15 protein-coding genes and 1 tRNA gene are annotated in these 15,695 nt (G+C 71.5%); 2 read left to right on the top strand and 14 right to left on the bottom strand.

The annotated features are described in order from the left end of the window. Positions 1-121 precede the first annotated feature (121 nt). Entirely contained in the window at positions 122-1,642 is a 1,521-nt protein-coding gene (locus tag J2Z30_RS39470) for a glycoside hydrolase family 30 protein (protein ID WP_052701429.1), read from the top strand. Positions 1,643-1,748: 106 nt separating this feature from the next. Here J2Z30_RS39470 and J2Z30_RS39465 read toward each other — a convergent pair whose 3' ends face one another. After that, positions 1,749-2,723, bottom strand: coding sequence for a quinone oxidoreductase family protein (locus tag J2Z30_RS39465; RefSeq protein WP_044571715.1), 975 nt, complete (start codon positions 2,721-2,723; stop codon positions 1,749-1,751). Positions 2,724-2,898: 175 nt separating this feature from the next. Beyond that, positions 2,899-2,980, bottom strand: a tRNA-Tyr gene (locus J2Z30_RS39460). A gap of 189 nt (positions 2,981-3,169) precedes the next feature. On the opposite strand from J2Z30_RS39460, the gene J2Z30_RS39455 reads away from it, so the two are divergent. Then, positions 3,170-3,658, top strand: a complete 489-nt coding sequence (locus tag J2Z30_RS39455) for a YajQ family cyclic di-GMP-binding protein (protein WP_037963620.1) — start codon at positions 3,170-3,172, stop codon at positions 3,656-3,658. Positions 3,659-3,731: 73 nt separating this feature from the next. On the opposite strand, the gene J2Z30_RS39450 is transcribed toward J2Z30_RS39455, so the two are convergent. From J2Z30_RS39450 to J2Z30_RS39395, 12 genes are all read right to left on the bottom strand, one after another. Next, the gene (locus J2Z30_RS39450; protein ID WP_044571720.1) at positions 3,732-4,124 is read right to left on the bottom strand and encodes a YccF domain-containing protein; all 393 of its coding nucleotides are present in this window, start codon (positions 4,122-4,124) and stop codon (positions 3,732-3,734) included. Next, on the bottom strand, positions 4,121-4,987 hold the full coding sequence (htpX, locus tag J2Z30_RS39445) for a zinc metalloprotease HtpX (protein ID WP_020869341.1): 867 nt from the start codon (positions 4,985-4,987) through the stop codon (positions 4,121-4,123). The genes J2Z30_RS39450 and htpX overlap by 4 nt, the downstream gene beginning before the upstream one ends. 166 nt (positions 4,988-5,153) lie before the next feature. Further along, positions 5,154-6,737, bottom strand: coding sequence for an NADH-quinone oxidoreductase subunit N (locus tag J2Z30_RS39440; protein ID WP_044571721.1), 1,584 nt, complete (start codon positions 6,735-6,737; stop codon positions 5,154-5,156). Further along, entirely contained in the window at positions 6,734-8,332 is a 1,599-nt protein-coding gene (locus tag J2Z30_RS39435; protein WP_044571723.1) for a complex I subunit 4 family protein, read from the bottom strand. Before J2Z30_RS39435 ends, J2Z30_RS39440 begins: the two co-directional genes overlap by 4 nt. 3 nt (positions 8,333-8,335) lie before the next feature. Beyond that, positions 8,336-10,354: an NADH-quinone oxidoreductase subunit 5 family protein gene (locus J2Z30_RS39430; RefSeq protein WP_044571725.1), complete on the bottom strand. Its 2,019-nt coding sequence runs from the start codon at positions 10,352-10,354 to the stop codon at positions 8,336-8,338. Further along, positions 10,351-10,752 carry an NADH-quinone oxidoreductase subunit NuoK gene (gene nuoK, locus J2Z30_RS39425; RefSeq protein WP_044571726.1) on the bottom strand — a complete coding sequence of 134 codons (402 nt, stop codon included), beginning with the start codon at positions 10,750-10,752 and terminating at the stop codon, positions 10,351-10,353. The genes J2Z30_RS39430 and nuoK overlap by 4 nt, the downstream gene beginning before the upstream one ends. Beyond that, positions 10,752-11,366: an NADH-quinone oxidoreductase subunit J family protein gene (locus J2Z30_RS39420; RefSeq protein WP_044571728.1), complete on the bottom strand. Its 615-nt coding sequence runs from the start codon at positions 11,364-11,366 to the stop codon at positions 10,752-10,754. Before J2Z30_RS39420 ends, nuoK begins: the two co-directional genes overlap by 1 nt. Beyond that, on the bottom strand, positions 11,363-11,992 hold the full coding sequence (locus tag J2Z30_RS39415; RefSeq protein WP_044571730.1) for a NuoI/complex I 23 kDa subunit family protein: 630 nt from the start codon (positions 11,990-11,992) through the stop codon (positions 11,363-11,365). The genes J2Z30_RS39420 and J2Z30_RS39415 overlap by 4 nt, the downstream gene beginning before the upstream one ends. Further along, positions 11,992-12,957, bottom strand: coding sequence for a complex I subunit 1/NuoH family protein (locus tag J2Z30_RS39410; protein WP_044571732.1), 966 nt, complete (start codon positions 12,955-12,957; stop codon positions 11,992-11,994). Before J2Z30_RS39410 ends, J2Z30_RS39415 begins: the two co-directional genes overlap by 1 nt. Then, complete coding sequence (locus J2Z30_RS39405) at positions 12,954-14,456, bottom strand: NADH-quinone oxidoreductase subunit C (protein WP_245388954.1); 1,503 nt, start codon at positions 14,454-14,456, stop codon at positions 12,954-12,956. The genes J2Z30_RS39410 and J2Z30_RS39405 overlap by 4 nt, the downstream gene beginning before the upstream one ends. After that, positions 14,453-15,136 carry an NADH-quinone oxidoreductase subunit B gene (locus tag J2Z30_RS39400; protein WP_078956732.1) on the bottom strand — a complete coding sequence of 228 codons (684 nt, stop codon included), beginning with the start codon at positions 15,134-15,136 and terminating at the stop codon, positions 14,453-14,455. The genes J2Z30_RS39405 and J2Z30_RS39400 overlap by 4 nt, the downstream gene beginning before the upstream one ends. Then, complete coding sequence (locus tag J2Z30_RS39395; RefSeq protein ID WP_044571740.1) at positions 15,127-15,549, bottom strand: NADH-quinone oxidoreductase subunit A; 423 nt, start codon at positions 15,547-15,549, stop codon at positions 15,127-15,129. Before J2Z30_RS39395 ends, J2Z30_RS39400 begins: the two co-directional genes overlap by 10 nt. Positions 15,550-15,695 lie beyond the last annotated feature (146 nt).

Raw genomic sequence — 15,695 nt, 5'->3', positions numbered from 1 at the left:
GTGACCACACCGGCGCTCCGTCCGACGCGGCCGTGAACCTACCGGCCATCGGGCTCGCTCTCCCCCTTGCGGCCGTGACCGCACCGGCCGTCCCTGTCCGCACAGGAAGGCATCGACTTTCATGAGATACAGACCTGTCAGGGCCCTGACAAGACCTGCCGCACCGCGCTCCGCGCTGGTGGGCGCTCTCGCGGCGGTCGCGGTGGCCGTCGGCCCCTGGCTGACTTCTCCAGCAGGCGCCCAGGTGGCCCACACCGGCTCGGCATCGGCGGGCGAGACCGTCAACGTCTATCTGACCACCACCTCCGGCTCCGACGGCCGCACCGTCGTGAAGGGCCTGGAGCAGCAGGCACCCATCCGGTTCGGCTCGGGCGGGGGTGGCAGTGTCACCGTCGACGAATCCAGGACGTACCAGGAGTTCTCGGGCGCCGGGGCGTCGTTCACGGACACCGCCGCATGGCTGTTCAACAGCAGCGGCGCGCTGAGCCAGAGCACCCGCGACGAGGTGATGCGCAAGCTCTTCTCGCCCACGGACGGCATCGGGGTGAGCTTTCTGCGCAACCCGCTCGGCGGCTCCGACCTGGCCCGCTTCGGTTACACCTTCGACGATGTACCGGCCGGGCAGACCGACCCCGGCCTCGCCAAGTTCTCCATCAACCACGACCTGGCCGACGTCCTGCCGCTGACGAAGCAGGCCAGGCAGCTCAACCCGGCACTGAAGGTCATGGCCTCGCCATGGACCGCCCCGGCCTGGATGAAGGACAACGACCAGCTCAACCAGGGCTGGCTGGAGGCGCAGTACTACGGCACGTACGCCAACTACTTCGTGAAGTACATCCAGGAGTACCAGAGCCGGGGTGTGCCGATCGACTACGTGACCGTGCAGAACGAGCCCACCTGCTGCCCCGGCTACCCCTCGATGCAGTGGAACGGCTCCGGGCTCAACTACTTCACCAAGAGTGAGCTGCTGCCCAAGCTGGCGAACGCGGGCCTGAAGACCAAGGTGCTCGCCCTCGACTGGAACTGGGACCAGTGGGCGGGCTACGGCGCGCCCGTCGTGGACGACGCCGCCATCCGCAACCACCCCAACTTCGGCGGCATCGCCTGGCACGGCTACGGCGGCAGCGTCGGCCAGCAGACGACAGTCCACAACCAGTACCCGAACGTGGACGCCTTCGACACCGAGCACTCCGGCGGCACCTGGATCGCCAATCAGCAGCAGGAGGACATGCACAACCTGATCGACTACACCCGCAACTGGGGCAAGAGCTGGATCAAGTGGAGCCTCGCCGTCGACCAGAACAAGGGCCCGCACAACGGCGGCTGCGGAACCTGCACCGGGCTGGTCACCGTGCACAACGGCGACAGCCAGAGCGGCCGGGTCGACTACACCGTCGAGTACTACACGATGGGCCACCTCACGAAGTTCGTGAAGCCCGGAGCCCGTCGCATCGACTCCAGCGCCAGCTCCACGGTGCCGAACGTGGCCTGGAAGAATCCGGACGGCTCCAAGGCTCTGATCGCCTACAACGACACCGGCAGCCAGCAGACCCTGAAGGTCAACTGGGGCAGCCAGTCCTTCAGCTACCAGCTCCCCGCCCGAGCCTCCGCCACCTTCACCTGGACCGGCAACCAGTCGTAAGCGCGGCGCCGGTACGCGGCCCCGCGTGCACGCCAATGGCCCCTGACCGCGTTCCCGAAGCTCAGGGGCCATCTCTCTGGCAGACCGGATTCAGGGACCCACCAGTTCAGGGGCAGATGACCGACCTGCCCCGCACCCGGTTCTCCACCGCGCGGTAGGCGTCCACGCTGTCCTCCAGGCTGTGGCGGCCGGCGATGGACTGGGGCCGGAGGTCACCGGAGTCGAAGAACGGGGCGAGTCGCTGGAGCCGGGCGCCCGACTCCACGAGGTCGTAATGCGCGCTGTTGCATCCGTAGACCCGGGTCTCGTTGCGGTACAGCCCGACCAGGTCGATCTCCACGGTCCCCGAGCCCACGGCGCTGATCACCACGAGTCGGCCCCGGCGGGCCAGCGACGCCAGCGCCGTGGGTGTGGTGACGCCACCGACCGCGTCGTACACCACATCCGCGCCCTTGCCCGCGGTGACCCGCTTGATCTCCGAGGCGGCCTCCTGAGGGCTTCCGCCGAGCGCCACGAAATCCCTGATGATCGCCGCGGCCGGGGATCCCTCGGCGGGACGGACCCGGTCCACGCCGATCACCCAGGCGCCGAGGGTATGGGCGATCTGCGCGACGGCGCCGCCCACCCCACCGGAGACACCGAAGACGGCTATGGCCTCGTCCTTGCCCAGGTCGGCGGCCTCGACGGCGCCGAGCCAGGCGGTGACGAAGCTGACCCCCACGGTCGAGGCCTCCTCGAAGCTCAGCCGCTCGGGCTTACGGGCCAGCGCCGCCGCCGGAACCTTGATCATCTGCGCATGTGAACCATCGCGGGTGAACCCGACGTCTCCGCCGGTCCCCCAGACCTCGACACCGGCCCAGTCGGGCGGCCCATCGACGACAACGCCGGCGAAGTCACGACCCGGGATGCGGGGAAGAGTCGTTTCCTCGAACCCGCCGGCGATGTTCACCAGGTCCGAGCGGCTCACCGAGGTCGCTTTGACTTCGATGACCGCTTCACCGTCCCCCGCCACGGGGTCGGGCACCTCGGCCAGGCCCAGGACCTGGAGATCGCCGAAGCGGTCGAAACGCAGAGCACGCATGATGGCACCTCTCTCAGTCGGATTGGTGATCGGCTCGCCAGTGCGGCAGGTCCCCCTCCACCGATCATCACGCGCAACCGCGACGCCCGCAGAACGAGGCCGGGCCCGGGGTTCGGGCATAAAAGAAAACGGCCCCCGGCTGCGTTTTCGCAGCTCGGGGGCCGTTTCTTGAGTGTGGCGGCGCCAGGATTCGAACCTGGGTAGGCTAAGCCGACGGATTTACAGTCCGCTCCCATTGGCCACTCGGGCACACCGCCTGGGATGTGGCCAGGTGCCCCGCTCTCGCGGCGCTGCTCCCTGGCAACGACGTAAACAATACCTGATGCGCAGGGGTGCTTCGCCACCCGGTTGATCGCCGCTCGATCATGGCCGAGATCGCTAGGCTGGCCGGAGCGGTCCGCTGGGCCGTGCCACTGACGGATCTACGTACGAGGAGCCAACTCAAGATGGCCGACTCCAGTTTCGACATCGTCTCGAAGGTCGAGCGGCAGGAGGTCGACAACGCTCTGAACCAGGCGAGCCGCGAGATCTCCCAGCGTTATGACTTCAAGAACGTCGGCGCCTCCATCGCGTGGTCGGGCGAGCGGATCGAGATGCGAGCCAACTCCGAGGAGCGGGTCAAGGCGATCCTCGACGTCTTCCAGTCCAAGCTGGTAAAGCGCGGGATCTCGCTGAAGGCCCTGGACGCGGGCGAGCCGCAGGCGTCGGGCAAGGAGTACAAGATCTTCGCCTCGCTGCAGGAGGGGATCTCGCAGGAGAACGCGAAGAAGGTCGCCAAGATCATCCGCGACGAGGGCCCCAAGGGCGTCAAGGCGCAGGTGCAGGGCGAAGAGCTGCGGGTGACCTCCAAGAGCCGGGACGACCTTCAGGCCGTGATCGCCCTGATCAAGGGCAAGGACCTCGACTTCGCGGTGCAGTTCGTCAACTACCGGTAGGCAGTGCCCGGACCGGTGCGGCAGGGGCGGCGCGGCATGGCCGTGCCGCCCCTGGTGTTGTCGGCGTCCCCGCTCAGCGGTGGGCGAAGGGCTGGTCGGTGGGGACGATTTCGTGGCCCAAGGGGGCCAGGGAGATCGGGATGAGCTTGAAGTTGGCCAGGCCCAGGGGGATGCCGATGATCGTGACGCAGAGGGCCACACCGGTGAGGAGGTGGCCGAGCGCCAGCCACCAGCCCGCGAGGACGAGCCAGAGGACATTGCCGACGCAGGAGGGGGCTCCGGCGTCGCGGCGGGGGACGGCGGTGCGGCCGAAGGGCCACAGGGCGAAGCCGGCGATGCGCCAGGAGGCGATCGCGAACGGGATGCCGATGATCGTGATGAAGAGCAGGACCCCGGCGAGGAGATAGAGGATCGCCATCCAGATGCCGGAGAGGATCAGCCAGATCAGGTTCAGAAGGGTTTTCACGGTCGGCGGCCTCCTGCCATCTGTTCGAGGCGGGCGATGCGCTCCCGCATGGGCGGGTGGGTGGAGAAGAGCTTGGCCATGCCCTCACCGGCGCGGAAAGGGTTGGCGATCATCAGATGGCTGGCGGTCTCCAGCCGGGGCTCGGGCGGCAGCGGAAGCTGCTTGGTGCCCGCTTCCAGCTTGCGCAGGGCGCTGGCGAGGGCCAGGGGGTCGCCGGTGAGCTGGGCGCCGGAGGCGTCCGCCTCGTACTCGCGGGAGCGGCTCACGGCGAGCTGGATGATGGAGGCCGCGAGCGGGCCCAGGAGCATGATCAGCAGCATGCCGAGGAAGCCGGGGCCGTCGTCGTCGTCGGACCGGCCCATGGGGATCAGCCAGGCGAAGTTCACCAGGAACATGACGACGCTGGCCAGCGCGCCCGCGATCGAGGAGATCAGGATGTCGCGGTTGTAGACATGGCTGAGCTCATGGCCGATGACCCCGCGCAGCTCGCGCTCGTCCAGCAGCCGCAGGATGCCGTCGGTGCAGCACACCGCCGCGTTACGGGGGTTGCGGCCGGTGGCGAAGGCGTTGGGGGCCTCGGTCGGGGAGATGTAGAGCCGGGGCATCGGCTGGCGCGCGGCCGTGGAGAGCTCGCGCACTATCCGGTACAGCCCTGGCGCCTCGAACTCGCTGACGGGGCGGGCGCGCATCGCGCGCAGGGCCAGCTTGTCACTGTTCCAGTAGGCGTACGCGTTGGTCCCGAGTGCGACGATCACCGCGATGATCAGTCCGGTACGGCCGAAGAGGCTGCCGATGACGATGATGAGCGCGGACAGACCACCGAGGAGTACGGCGGTCTTCAGCCCGTTGTGCCGGCGGTGCACGGTGTGCCCTCCCGATGTGCCGCAGGGGAACCCTTTGCCTGGTGTCTCCACCTTCCAGTGGACCCTCCTGAAAAAGTCAACGCCAGGCGAAGGGCACCAGTTCCCTTGTGCACATGGGCGCGGCCGCGTGGGGGCCGTGGGGTGACCCACGGGGCCGCGGGGATGCTTACAGCAGGGTGCTCGAGGCGAACCGGAGGACGAGTTGCGGGGCTCCGGAGAGGGCGATGCCGGCGGCCGCGGTGAGGGCGATGGCGGCCGTAAGGGGGACGGCGCGGGGGCGGGTGGTGGCAGGCCCGGCGGCGGGCACGGGCTCCGTCTCCGCGGCGGGCTCCGGGGCGGGCTCCGCGGCGGGCTCCGGGGCGCGGAAGAGCACCGTCGTCCACTGGAGGTAGTAGTAGAGCGCCACCACCACGTTCAGCGCCATCACCACCGCGAGCCAGCCCAGCCCCGCGTCCACCGCCGCCGAGAAGACGGTCACCTTGGCGAAGAGGCCGATGACCCCCGGGGGCAGCCCGGCCAGGCACAGCAGGAAGAAGCCGAGGGCCAGGGCGGCGGCCGGACGGGCCGCGTACAGGCCGCGGTAGTCGGTGAGCCGGTTGGCCGGGCTCGTACGGGCCACCAGGGCGGCCACGGCGAAGGCACCGAGATTCACGACCGCATACATCAGGGCGTACGCGACCGTGGAGCCGATGGCACGGGACGCGTCCTGGTCCGAGTCGGCGTAGCCGGCGGCGGCGATCGGGACCAGCAGATAGCCCGCCTGGCCGACGGACGACCAGGCGAGCAGCCGTACGGCGCTGAAGGAGCGCTCCGGGCGCTGGCGCAGCGCCGCGGCGTTCCCCGCGGTCATGGTGAGGGCGGCCAGGACCGCCACGGCCGGGCCCCACACATCGGCGTAGGAGGGGAAGGCGAGGACGGTCACCAGGATGAGGCCGGAGAACCCGACCGCCTTACCGACGACGGACAGATACGCCGCGACGGGCACCGGCGCGCCGACATAGGTGTCGGGCACCCAGAAGTGGAAAGGCACGGCGGCGGTCTTGAACGCGAAGCCGACCAGCGTGAGCACGACGCCCGCCTGGGCGAGCGTGTCCAGCCGCGGGTCGACATGGGTGAGGGCGTCGGCGATCCGGGACAGGTGGAGGCTGCCGGTGGCGGCGTAGACGAAGCTGACGCCGAGCAGCATCACGGCCGTCGCGGTGACCGAGGAGAGGAAGAACTTCAGCGCGGCCTCGGAGGAGAGGCGGTCGCCGCGGCGCAGGCCCACGAGGGCGAAGGCCGGGAGCGAGGCCACTTCGAGGGCGATGACCAGGGTGGCCAGATCGCGGGAGGCGGGCAGCAGCGCGGCCCCGGCGGCGGAGGACAGCAGCAGGAACCAGAACTCGCCCGCGGGGAGTTTGAGGTCGTCGAGGGCGCTGAAGGACAGCAGCGCGGTGAGCAGCGCCCCGCCGAGCACCAGGAACTGGATGACGAGCGCGAACGTGTCGGCCGTGTAGCTGCACGCGTGGGCGCCGGTGGTCAGGCAGAAGGTGGAGCGGTCGCCGTCCAGCAGCGGCAGCAGTGCGAGCGCGGCCAGGGCCAGTCCCGCTATCGCTCCCCAGCCCAGCAGGTGCTTTCTGCGCTCGGGCAGGAAGAGGTCCGCGACGAGGACGGCGAGGCCCGCCAGGGCCGCGATGGTGGGCGGTGCGACGGCGAGCCAGTCGACGGACTGGACGAGGCTCGTGGCGAGACTCGAGGCGTTCGGAGTCATCGGGTGCCTCCCGCGAGGAGCTGCTGCACGGCCGGGTCGGTGAGGCCGAGGAGGGCCGCGGGCCACAGTCCCGCGAGGACGGTGAGGGCCACCAGAGGGCTCCAGGCGGCGAATTCATGGCCGTGGACGTCGGCCAGGGCGGGCCGCTCGGCCTCGCTCCCGGTGCCGGGCTCGATCGGATGGTCGCCCATGCAGACGCGCCGTACGACGATGAGCATGTAGGCGGCGGTGAGCAGGGTGCCGAAGGCGGCGAGCGCCATATAGGTGAGATACGCCGGGCGGCTGAGCCCGTCGGCGGGGTCGAAGGCGCCGAACATGGCGAGCATCTCGCCCCAGAACCCGGCGAGTCCGGGCAGCCCCAGGGAGGCCACGGCGCCGAAGGCGAGCAGCCCGCCGAGGCGCGGCGCCCTGCCGTAGAGGGCGGCGCCGCTGGTGCCCGAGAGCTGGTCGAGGTCGGTGGTGCCGGAGCGGTCCTTGAGGGCACCGACGAGGAAGAAGAGCAGTCCGGTGATCAGGCCGTGGGCGATGTTGGCGAAGAGCGCGCCGTTCACGCCGGTGGGGGTGAGGGTCGCGATGCCCAGCAGCACGAAGCCCATATGGCCGACGGAGGAGTAGGCGATCAGCCGCTTGAGGTCGCCCTTGGCGCCCGCGCGAGCGAGGGCGAGGCAGGCGAGGGATCCGTAGATGATGCCGACCACGGCGAACGCGGCGAGGTAGGGCGCGTAGGTGTGGGCCGCGTCGGGGGTCATCGGCAGCACGATGCGGACGAGGCCGTACGTGCCCATCTTGAGCAGCACGCCCGCCAGCAGCACCGAGCCCACGGTGGGGGCGGCGGTGTGGGCGTCCGGGAGCCAGCTGTGCAGCGGCCACATCGGGGCCTTGACGGCGAGTCCGGCGATGATGGCGAGGGCCGCGATGAGCTGGGTGGTGTGACTCAGTCCGGAGGCGCCGTCAGACGCATCGGTGGCGAGTGCCACCATGTCGAAGGTGCCGCCCTTGAGCCCGACGAGGAGGAGGCCGAGCAGCATGACGACGGAGCCGAGCAGCGTGTAGAGGATGAACCGCCAGGCGGCGCGCTCCCGTTCGGCGCCTCCCCACCGGTTGATGAGGAAGTACATCGGGATGAGGACCATCTCGAACGCCAGGAAGAACAGCATCAGGTCCAGCACCGCGAAGCTGGCCAGGGTGCCGGACTCCAGGAGGAGCAGCAGCGCCACGAACGCTTTGGGGGACGGTCCGGAGGGCCGGTTGAAGTAGGCGTAGAGCGCGCTGAGGAAGGTCAGCAGCGCGGTCAGCACGAGCAGCGGCAGCGAGACGCCGTCCACGCCGAGGTGGATGCGGATGTCCAGGGCCGGGATCCAGCCGATGTCGGTCTGGGCCTGCATCCTGGCCGGGTGGTCGTGGTCGAAACCGGCGGCCAGGGCGATGGCGGCGGCGAGCACCACACCGGTGACGGTCACGCCGTGGCGCATGACGGCCTGGTCGGGCCCGCGGCCGCGCAGTCCGGGCGGGGCCGGGAGCAGCGCGGCGACGGAGCCGAGCAGGGGGAGCACGACCAGGGCGGCGAGGAGGAGTTGCTGGACGGTGTGGTTCACGGGTCAGGCTCCCGCTGCGACGAGGACGGCGGCCACGGCCAGGACGAGGGAGCCCGCGAGCAGCGCGCCGAGGTAGGTCTGCACATTGCCGGTCTGGGCGCGGCGCACGGCCGCGCCTAGCAGCCGGGGCGCACCGCCCGCGCCGCGTACGTACGTCTCCACGACCTCGCGGTCCAGGAAGTGGACGAGCCGGGCGGCGGCCCGCACGGGCCGGACGAACAGGGCGCTGTAGACGGCGTCGAGGTGGAAGCCGACGGCCGCGTGGCGGTGCAGCGGGCCCAGGAGCAGCCGCCCGGGGTCGGCGGGGTCGCTGGCGCCCGCGATGGAGCCGTAGGCCGCCTCGTGAGTGGCGATGGCCTCGGCCTCGGAGACGGCGTCGGCGGCCTCCGGGTGGGCAGCCACCGCCCCGAGCGGGACCCGGCGGGCGCTCGCCGAACTGTGCCGCCAGGCGCCGTACATGACGAGGGCGCCGCCGAGGGCCAGCCCGGTGCCGAGGACGGACGTGGTGAGGGTCGGGGTGAGGGACTCGCCGTCGAACCAGTCGGGCAGCGTGCCGTAGGCGAGGCCGAGGGCGGCCGTGGGGAGGAACAGCACCCATAGGACGACGTTCATGGCCACCGGCTGCTTGCCGTGGTCGGGGACCGGCTCGCCCTGGCCGCGGAAGGCGAGCAGCCACAGCCGGGCCGCGTATCCGGCGGTCAGGAGCGCGGTGAGCAGTCCGGCGAGAAGCACGGTCCAGCCGACGCCCTCCGGAACGCCGGAAGTGTGGCCGGTGGCGGCGTGCTCGGCCGCGCCGAGGACGGCCTCCTTGGAGAAGAAGCCCGCGAAGGGCGGGATGGCGGCGAGCGCGAGCAGTGCGACCGTCATCGTCCAGAAGGCGTCGGGGATGCGCCGGGCGAGGCCGCTCATCCGGGACATGGCGGCCAGGGAGTTGCTGCCGGCGGCGTGGATCACCACGCCCGCGCCGAGGAAGAGCAGCGCCTTGAACGCGCCGTGGGTGATGAGGTGGAAGACGGCGGCGCCCCGGTCGTCGACGGCCAGCGCGCCCGTCATATAGCCGAGTTGGCCGACGGTCGAGTAGGCGAGGACGCGTTTGATGTCGTCCTGGGCGAGCGCGGCGAGCGCCGAGCCGACCATCGTCACGGCCGCCATGGCGGCCAGTACGGCGAGCGCGGCGGCGGATGAGGCGAAGACGGGCAGCAGCCGGGCCACCACATAGACACCGGCGGCGACCATGGTGGCCGCGTGGATCAGCGCGGAGACCGGGGTGGGACCGGCCATCGCGTCCGGCAGCCAGGTGTGCAGCGGGAACTGCGCGGACTTGCCCGCGACCCCGGCGAGCAGCAGCAGCGCGATCAGGGTGGGGTGGTCCAGCGGCGCCCCGGCGGTCCCGGAGGTCAGCCGGGTGTGGATCTCGCTGATGCGGAACGTGCCGGTGTCGCCCGCGAGCGCGAAGATGCCGATCAGGAACGGAACGTCGCCGAGCTTGGTGACCAGGAACGCCTTGAGGGACGCGGAGCGCGCGGCCGCGGTCTCCCAGTAGTGGCCCACCAGGAAGTACGAGCAGATGCCCATGATCTCCCAGCCGACGAGCAGCACGATCAGGTCGTCGGAGTAGACGACGAGGAGCATCGCGGCGGTGAAGAGGGAGACGAGCGCGGCGTAGGAGGGGTAGCGGGGGTCGTCCCGCAGATAGCCGGTCGAGTAAATCTGCACACAGCAGGCGACGACGGCGACGAGGACCGCGACCAGGGCGGCGAAGCCGTCGACCTGGAGGGCCAGGTCGACGGGGACCGAGCCGGTGTCGGCGAGCCGGGTCACGGCGGTGAGCGGGGCCGTGCCGCCGCCCGCTCCGCCGCCCTGCCGCACGGCGACGAGCACGGCGAGCCCGGCCGCGGCGAGGGTCGGCAGCACCGCGAGGGGGCGGACGAAACCGGGGGCGCGGCGGCCGAGCAGGAGCCCGGCGACGGCGCCGAGGAACGGCAGGAGGGGGACGAGAACGGCGGCGGTCGTGGTCGTCACGCGGTCTGCCTCCGGGCGCGTCGTGCCTGGTCGGCGTCGTTGTCAGTGGGTGCTGCCATGCTGTCGTCCATCGGGTCCTGGCCGGCCGACGGGGGGTCGGCCAGGTCCCGCAGCCGGTCGACGTCGGAGGTGCCGCGGTTGCGATAGACGAGCAGGACGATGGCGAGGCCGATGCCGATCTCGGCGGCGGCGATGGCGATGGTGAAGAGGGTCAGCGCCTGGCCCGCGTGCAGGGTGTCGCGGAGCCAGACGTCGAAGGCGACGAGGTTGAGGTTGACGGCGTTGAGCATCAGCTCGACCGACATCAGCATCAGGATCGCGTTGCGGCGGGCGAGGACGCCGTACAGACCGGTGCAGAAGAGGAGGACGGCGAGCACGGCGGGGTAGGCGAGGTGCATCAGCGCATCTCCTTGCCGTGGCCGGCGCGTGGGCCACTTTCGTGGCCGACACCTGGGCCGCTGTCGTGGCCGCTCTTGCGGGAGAGGACGATCGCGCCGACGAGCGCGGCGAGGAGCAGCACGGACAGCGCCTCAAACGGCAGCACCCAGTGGCGGAAGAGGCTCTCACCGGAGACGGCGGTGGAGCCCTGCACGCCCTTGTCCAGCTCGATCCAGGTGGTCCGGAAGGCGTCCACGACCACCCACACCAGGACGCCCGCGGCGGCCACGGCCACCGCGAGCGCGGCCGGGCGGTTGCCCGAATCGGCGTCCGGGGAGCGGCCGATGGGCGCCTTGGTGAGCATCAGCCCGAAGAGGAGGAGGACGACGACGGAGCCGACGTAGATCAGCACCTGCACCCAGGCGATGAACTCCGCCGTGAGCAGGAGGTACTCCACGGCGAGGCCGCCGAGCGCCACCACCAGCCACAGGGCGGCGTGCACCAGCTGTTTGGTGGTGACGGTGACGATGGCCGCGCCGAAGGTCGCGATGCCCACCAGCAGGAAGGCGATCTCGACTCCGGTCGGCGACAGGAACCCGTGGCCGGTAGCGGCCAAGTGGACCGCAGGGCTCACGAGGCGGCTCCGTTCCCGTTCTCGGTCCCGTTCTCGTTCCCGTTCTCGGTCCCGCCGGGTCCGCGCTCGGCCTCCGCCTGCGCGGCCTCGGCGGCCTGTGCGGCCTCGGCGGCGGCAAGCTTGTCGGCGGCCTTACGGGCGGCGGCGAGCTCCTTGGGCTCCTCGGCGCGCGGGTCGAGCGCGGGCGGCGCGGGCACCGTCCACATCCACTCGCGGAGCTTGTCCCGCTCATGGGTGAGATCGCGGATGTCCTCCTCCGCGTACTCGAACTCCGGCGACCAGAACAGCGCGTCGAAAGGGCACACCTCGATGCAGATACCGCAGTACATGCACAGCGCGAAGTCGATCGCGAACCGGTCCAGCACATTGCGGCTGCGCTCGCGCCCGCCCGGGACGACCGGGGGCACGGTCTCCTTGTGCGAGTCGATATAGATGCACCAGTCCGGGCATTCGCGGGCGCACAGCATGCAGACCGTGCAGTTCTCCTCGAACAGCCCAATCACCCCGCGGGTGCGGGGCGGCAGCTCGGGCTGCGCGTCCGGATACTGCGCGGTGTGCGACTTCCGGGTCATCGTGCGGAGGGTGACGGCCAGGCCCTTGGCCAGACCGGATCCGGGGATGCCCATCAGGAGATCACCACCTTGACGACGCCGGTGAGGGCGATCTGGGCCAGTGAGAGCGGAATGAGGCAGGTCCAGGCGAACCGCTGCAGCTGGTCCTCACGCAGCCGCGGATAGCTGACCCGCAGCCAGATCACGATGAAGGCGAGGACGGCCGTCTTCAGCAGGGTCCACAGCCAGCCGAGGCCGTCGGCGGACGGACCGTGCCAGCCGCCGAGGAAGAGGATGGTGGTCAGCCCGCACAGGACGACGATGCCCGCGTACTCGGCGAGCAGGAAGAGCGCGAACCGCAGGCCCGTGTACTCCGTGTACGCACCGAAGATGATCTCGGAGTCGGCGATCGGCGCGTCGAACGGCGGGCGCTGGAGCTCGGCGAGACCGGCGGTGAAGAACACCACCCCGCCGACGATCTGCCACGGCACCCACCACCACTCGAACGCGTCGAGGATGCCGGGCAGCGAGACCGTGCCCGCCGCCATCGCCACGGAGGCGGCGGTGAGCAGCATCGGCAGCTCGTACGCCATGAGCTGGGCGGCCGTGCGCAGGCCGCCGAGGAGGGAGAACTTGTTCGCCGAGGCCCAGCCCGCCATCAGCGAACCCAGCACCCCGACGCCCATCACGGCGAGCACGAAGAAGATGCCCGCGTCCACGACCTGGCCGACCGCGCCCTCGGCGGGGCCGATCGGGATCGCGACGAGGACGAGGAGGTACGGCAACAGGGCGACGGCGGGCGCGAGCTGGAAGATCCGCCGGTCGGCACCGGCCGGTACGACGTCTTCCTTCTGCGCGAACTTCACGCCGTCCGCGACCAGCTGGGCCCATCCGTGGAAGCCGCCCGCGTACATCGGCCCGAGGCGGCCCTGCATATGGGCCATGACCTTGTGCTCGGTCTGCCCCACGACCAGGGGCAGCACGAGGAAGGCGAGCAGGAGGGCGAGCAGTCGCAGCGCGACGTCGAGGACGTCGTTCACGCGGTGCCTCCTGGCTGGTCGTCGGTGTCGTTGTCGGGGGTGGCGTCCGGGGTGCCGGGGGCGCCGGGTTCGGGTGCGGGTGCGGGTGCGGGTGCGGGTTTCGCGCCGCGTCCGTCTCCGGCTGCCTCGGTCTCCGCTTCCGGTTCCGGTTCCGGTTCCGGTTCATGTGCCTGTGCCTGTGGCTCACGCTTTGACTCGGCGTCCTCGTCCCGCGCGGGGCGCGCGTGGTGCCAGGGAGCGTCGGACGAGCGGCTCTGCGGCGCGGGGCGGCGCGGGCGGGCCGGGGCCTCGGGCGCTGTCGGCTCGGCGGAGGCCAACGGCTCGTCTGCGGCAGCGTCCGTGGCCGAGGCTTCGGCCGCAGCCTCCGCACCCGCCGAACGCTGGCTCGCCGAACCCTCGCCCGCACTGCGGGAGCGCCGGGCCGGGCGTTCGGCCGCCGGGGGCTGGCTCTCCGCAGCCGCCTCCGCGCCCGCCGGGCGCTGGCTCGCCGAGCCCGCCGTCGCGCTGCGGGTGCGGCGGGCGGGACGCTCGCCCGCGGCGGCGCCCGCCGCGCGGGCGCCCCGCGCCGGGCGGGCCGGGGCAGGGGGCAGCTGACCCTTGAGCGGGCCCCACTCGTTGGGGTCGGGGACGCCCGGTGGCAGCATCTGCCGCCGCTTGGGGCCGCCGTGTTCGGACTCCCCCGGCTCCTTCGCGCCCGGCCACGCCTTGACGACCCGGGCCGCCAGTACGAAGTCCTTGCGCAGCGGATGCCCCTCGAAGCCGTCGGGGAGCAGCAGCGGCGCGAGACCGGGATGGCCGGGGAAACCGATGCCGAACATCTCGTGGGTCTCGCGTTCGTGCCAGGCCGCCCCGGCGTAGACGCCGGTCGCGGTCGGCAGCGCGGGGACCTCGTGCGGCACGGTGGTGCGCAGCAGCAGACCGCGCACCGCGGGCCCGGCCCCGGGCCCAGCCCCGGGCGTGGCCCCAGGCGTTGCCCCGGGGGCTCCCAGGGCGACGACGCGCGCGGCCACCCGGAAGCCGGTGCCCGGCTCGTCGACCGCGCTCAGCCAGTCGAAGTAGGTGCAGCCAAGGGTGTCGCGGGCCGTCTCCAGCGCCGCGATCCAGGAGTCGGCGGGGACGTCGACGGTCAGCAGGCCGTACGCCTCCGCCGCCGTGGCGCCCTCGCCGAACAGTTCGGCGGCGGAACGCGGCAGCCAGCCCACGGGCGGCGCCGCCTCTGCCGCGGGCTCCGTCCCGGATGCCTCGGTCTCCGGGACCTCCGCGGCCTCCGCCGCCCCGGTCGCCTCCACGGCCCCGGTCGACTTCGCGGCCCCCGCAGCCTGCGCCGCCCCGGTCGGCTCGGCCTCGGTCGGCCCGGCCTCGGTCGGTTCGGCCCCACTCGGCGCCACGGCCCCGGTCGGCCCGGTCCCGCTCGGCCTCACGGCCGCCCTCGGCCCCGCCGTCTCGCTCGGCTCGTTCGCCGTCCCGCTCGGCTCGTTGGCCTCGTTCCGCTCGGTCATCGCGTGTCTTCCCGCCCCGGGGGCGTGACCAGCCCGCTGCGCAGCGCGGCCGCCGACGGGCGGCCCGCGGCCCCGGCCGCTGTCGTTGAGGCGGCGGCGCCGGAATTGCCGTAGCGCTCGCCCAGCGACTCGCGTGCGATCTTCTCCTGCAGCTTGAGGATGCCCTGGAGCAGCGCCTCGGGCCGGGGTGGGCAGCCGGGGACGTAGACGTCGACGGGGATGATCTGGTCGACGCCCTTGGTCACGGCGTACGAGTCCCAGTAGGGGCCGCCGCAGTTCGAGCAGGCTCCGAAGGAGATCACGTACTTCGGCTCCGGCATCTGCTCGTACAGCCGCTTCACCGCGGGCGCCATCTTGTCCGTGACCGTGCCGGAGACGACCATCAGGTCGGCCTGGCGCGGCCCCGGCGCGAAGGGGATCACGCCGAGCCGGATGAAGTCGTGGCGGGCCATCGACGCCGCGATGAATTCGATCGCGCAGCAGGCGAGCCCGAAGTTGAAGACCCACAGGCTGTAGCGGCGGCCCCAGTTCAGGACCACCTTCATCGGCTCGGGGGCCAGCCGGGCCAGCGTGCCGAGGCGGCGCGGCTCCGGCAGGTCCACCGGGGCGGGCGCGGGGATCGGCGGCCCGGAGGCCGTCGTCGGCGTCGGCGTCGGCGTCGGGTTCGGTGTCACGTCCACTCCAGGACGCCCTTCTTCCATGCGTACAGCAGACCTACGGCGAGGAACCCGAGGAAGATGAACATCTCCACCAGCGTGGCGGCCCCGAAGCCGGGCGCCGCGAAGACCGTCGCCCACGGGAACAAGAAGATCGAGTCCACGGCGAAAATCACATACAGAAAAGCGTAGACGTAGTAGCGGACCTGGGTGTGGGCCCAGCCCTCGCCCACGGGGTCCACTCCGCACTCGTAGGTCAGCAGCTTCTCGGGCGTGGGCACGACAGGCCGTAGCAGCCGCCCGGCCCCGAAGGCCACGGCGACGAAGATCACGCCGATCGCCGCCAGCAGTCCGACCACCGTATAGCCATGGAAGTAGTCGGCCGCGAGCTGGACGCTGGTGACGCTGGTGGTGCGTACGGTCGTCGCCTCCGGCACGTCCGCCCCTCGCTCCCTGGTCTCGTGGTGCTTGTCCGCTCCTCGTCGACCTCGCGTGTTCGACGATCCGTACGGACGGGAAGTCTAGGCCCTGCCGCCACCCGGCCGGGCGGCCCGTCCGCCATGCGGTGGGGGTAGCCCCATGG

The organism is Streptomyces iranensis, from assembly GCF_017874715.1.
In the GTDB taxonomy this organism is placed as follows: domain Bacteria; phylum Actinomycetota; class Actinomycetes; order Streptomycetales; family Streptomycetaceae; genus Streptomyces; species Streptomyces iranensis.
This window is presented reverse-complemented; position numbering and strand designations above follow the sequence as displayed.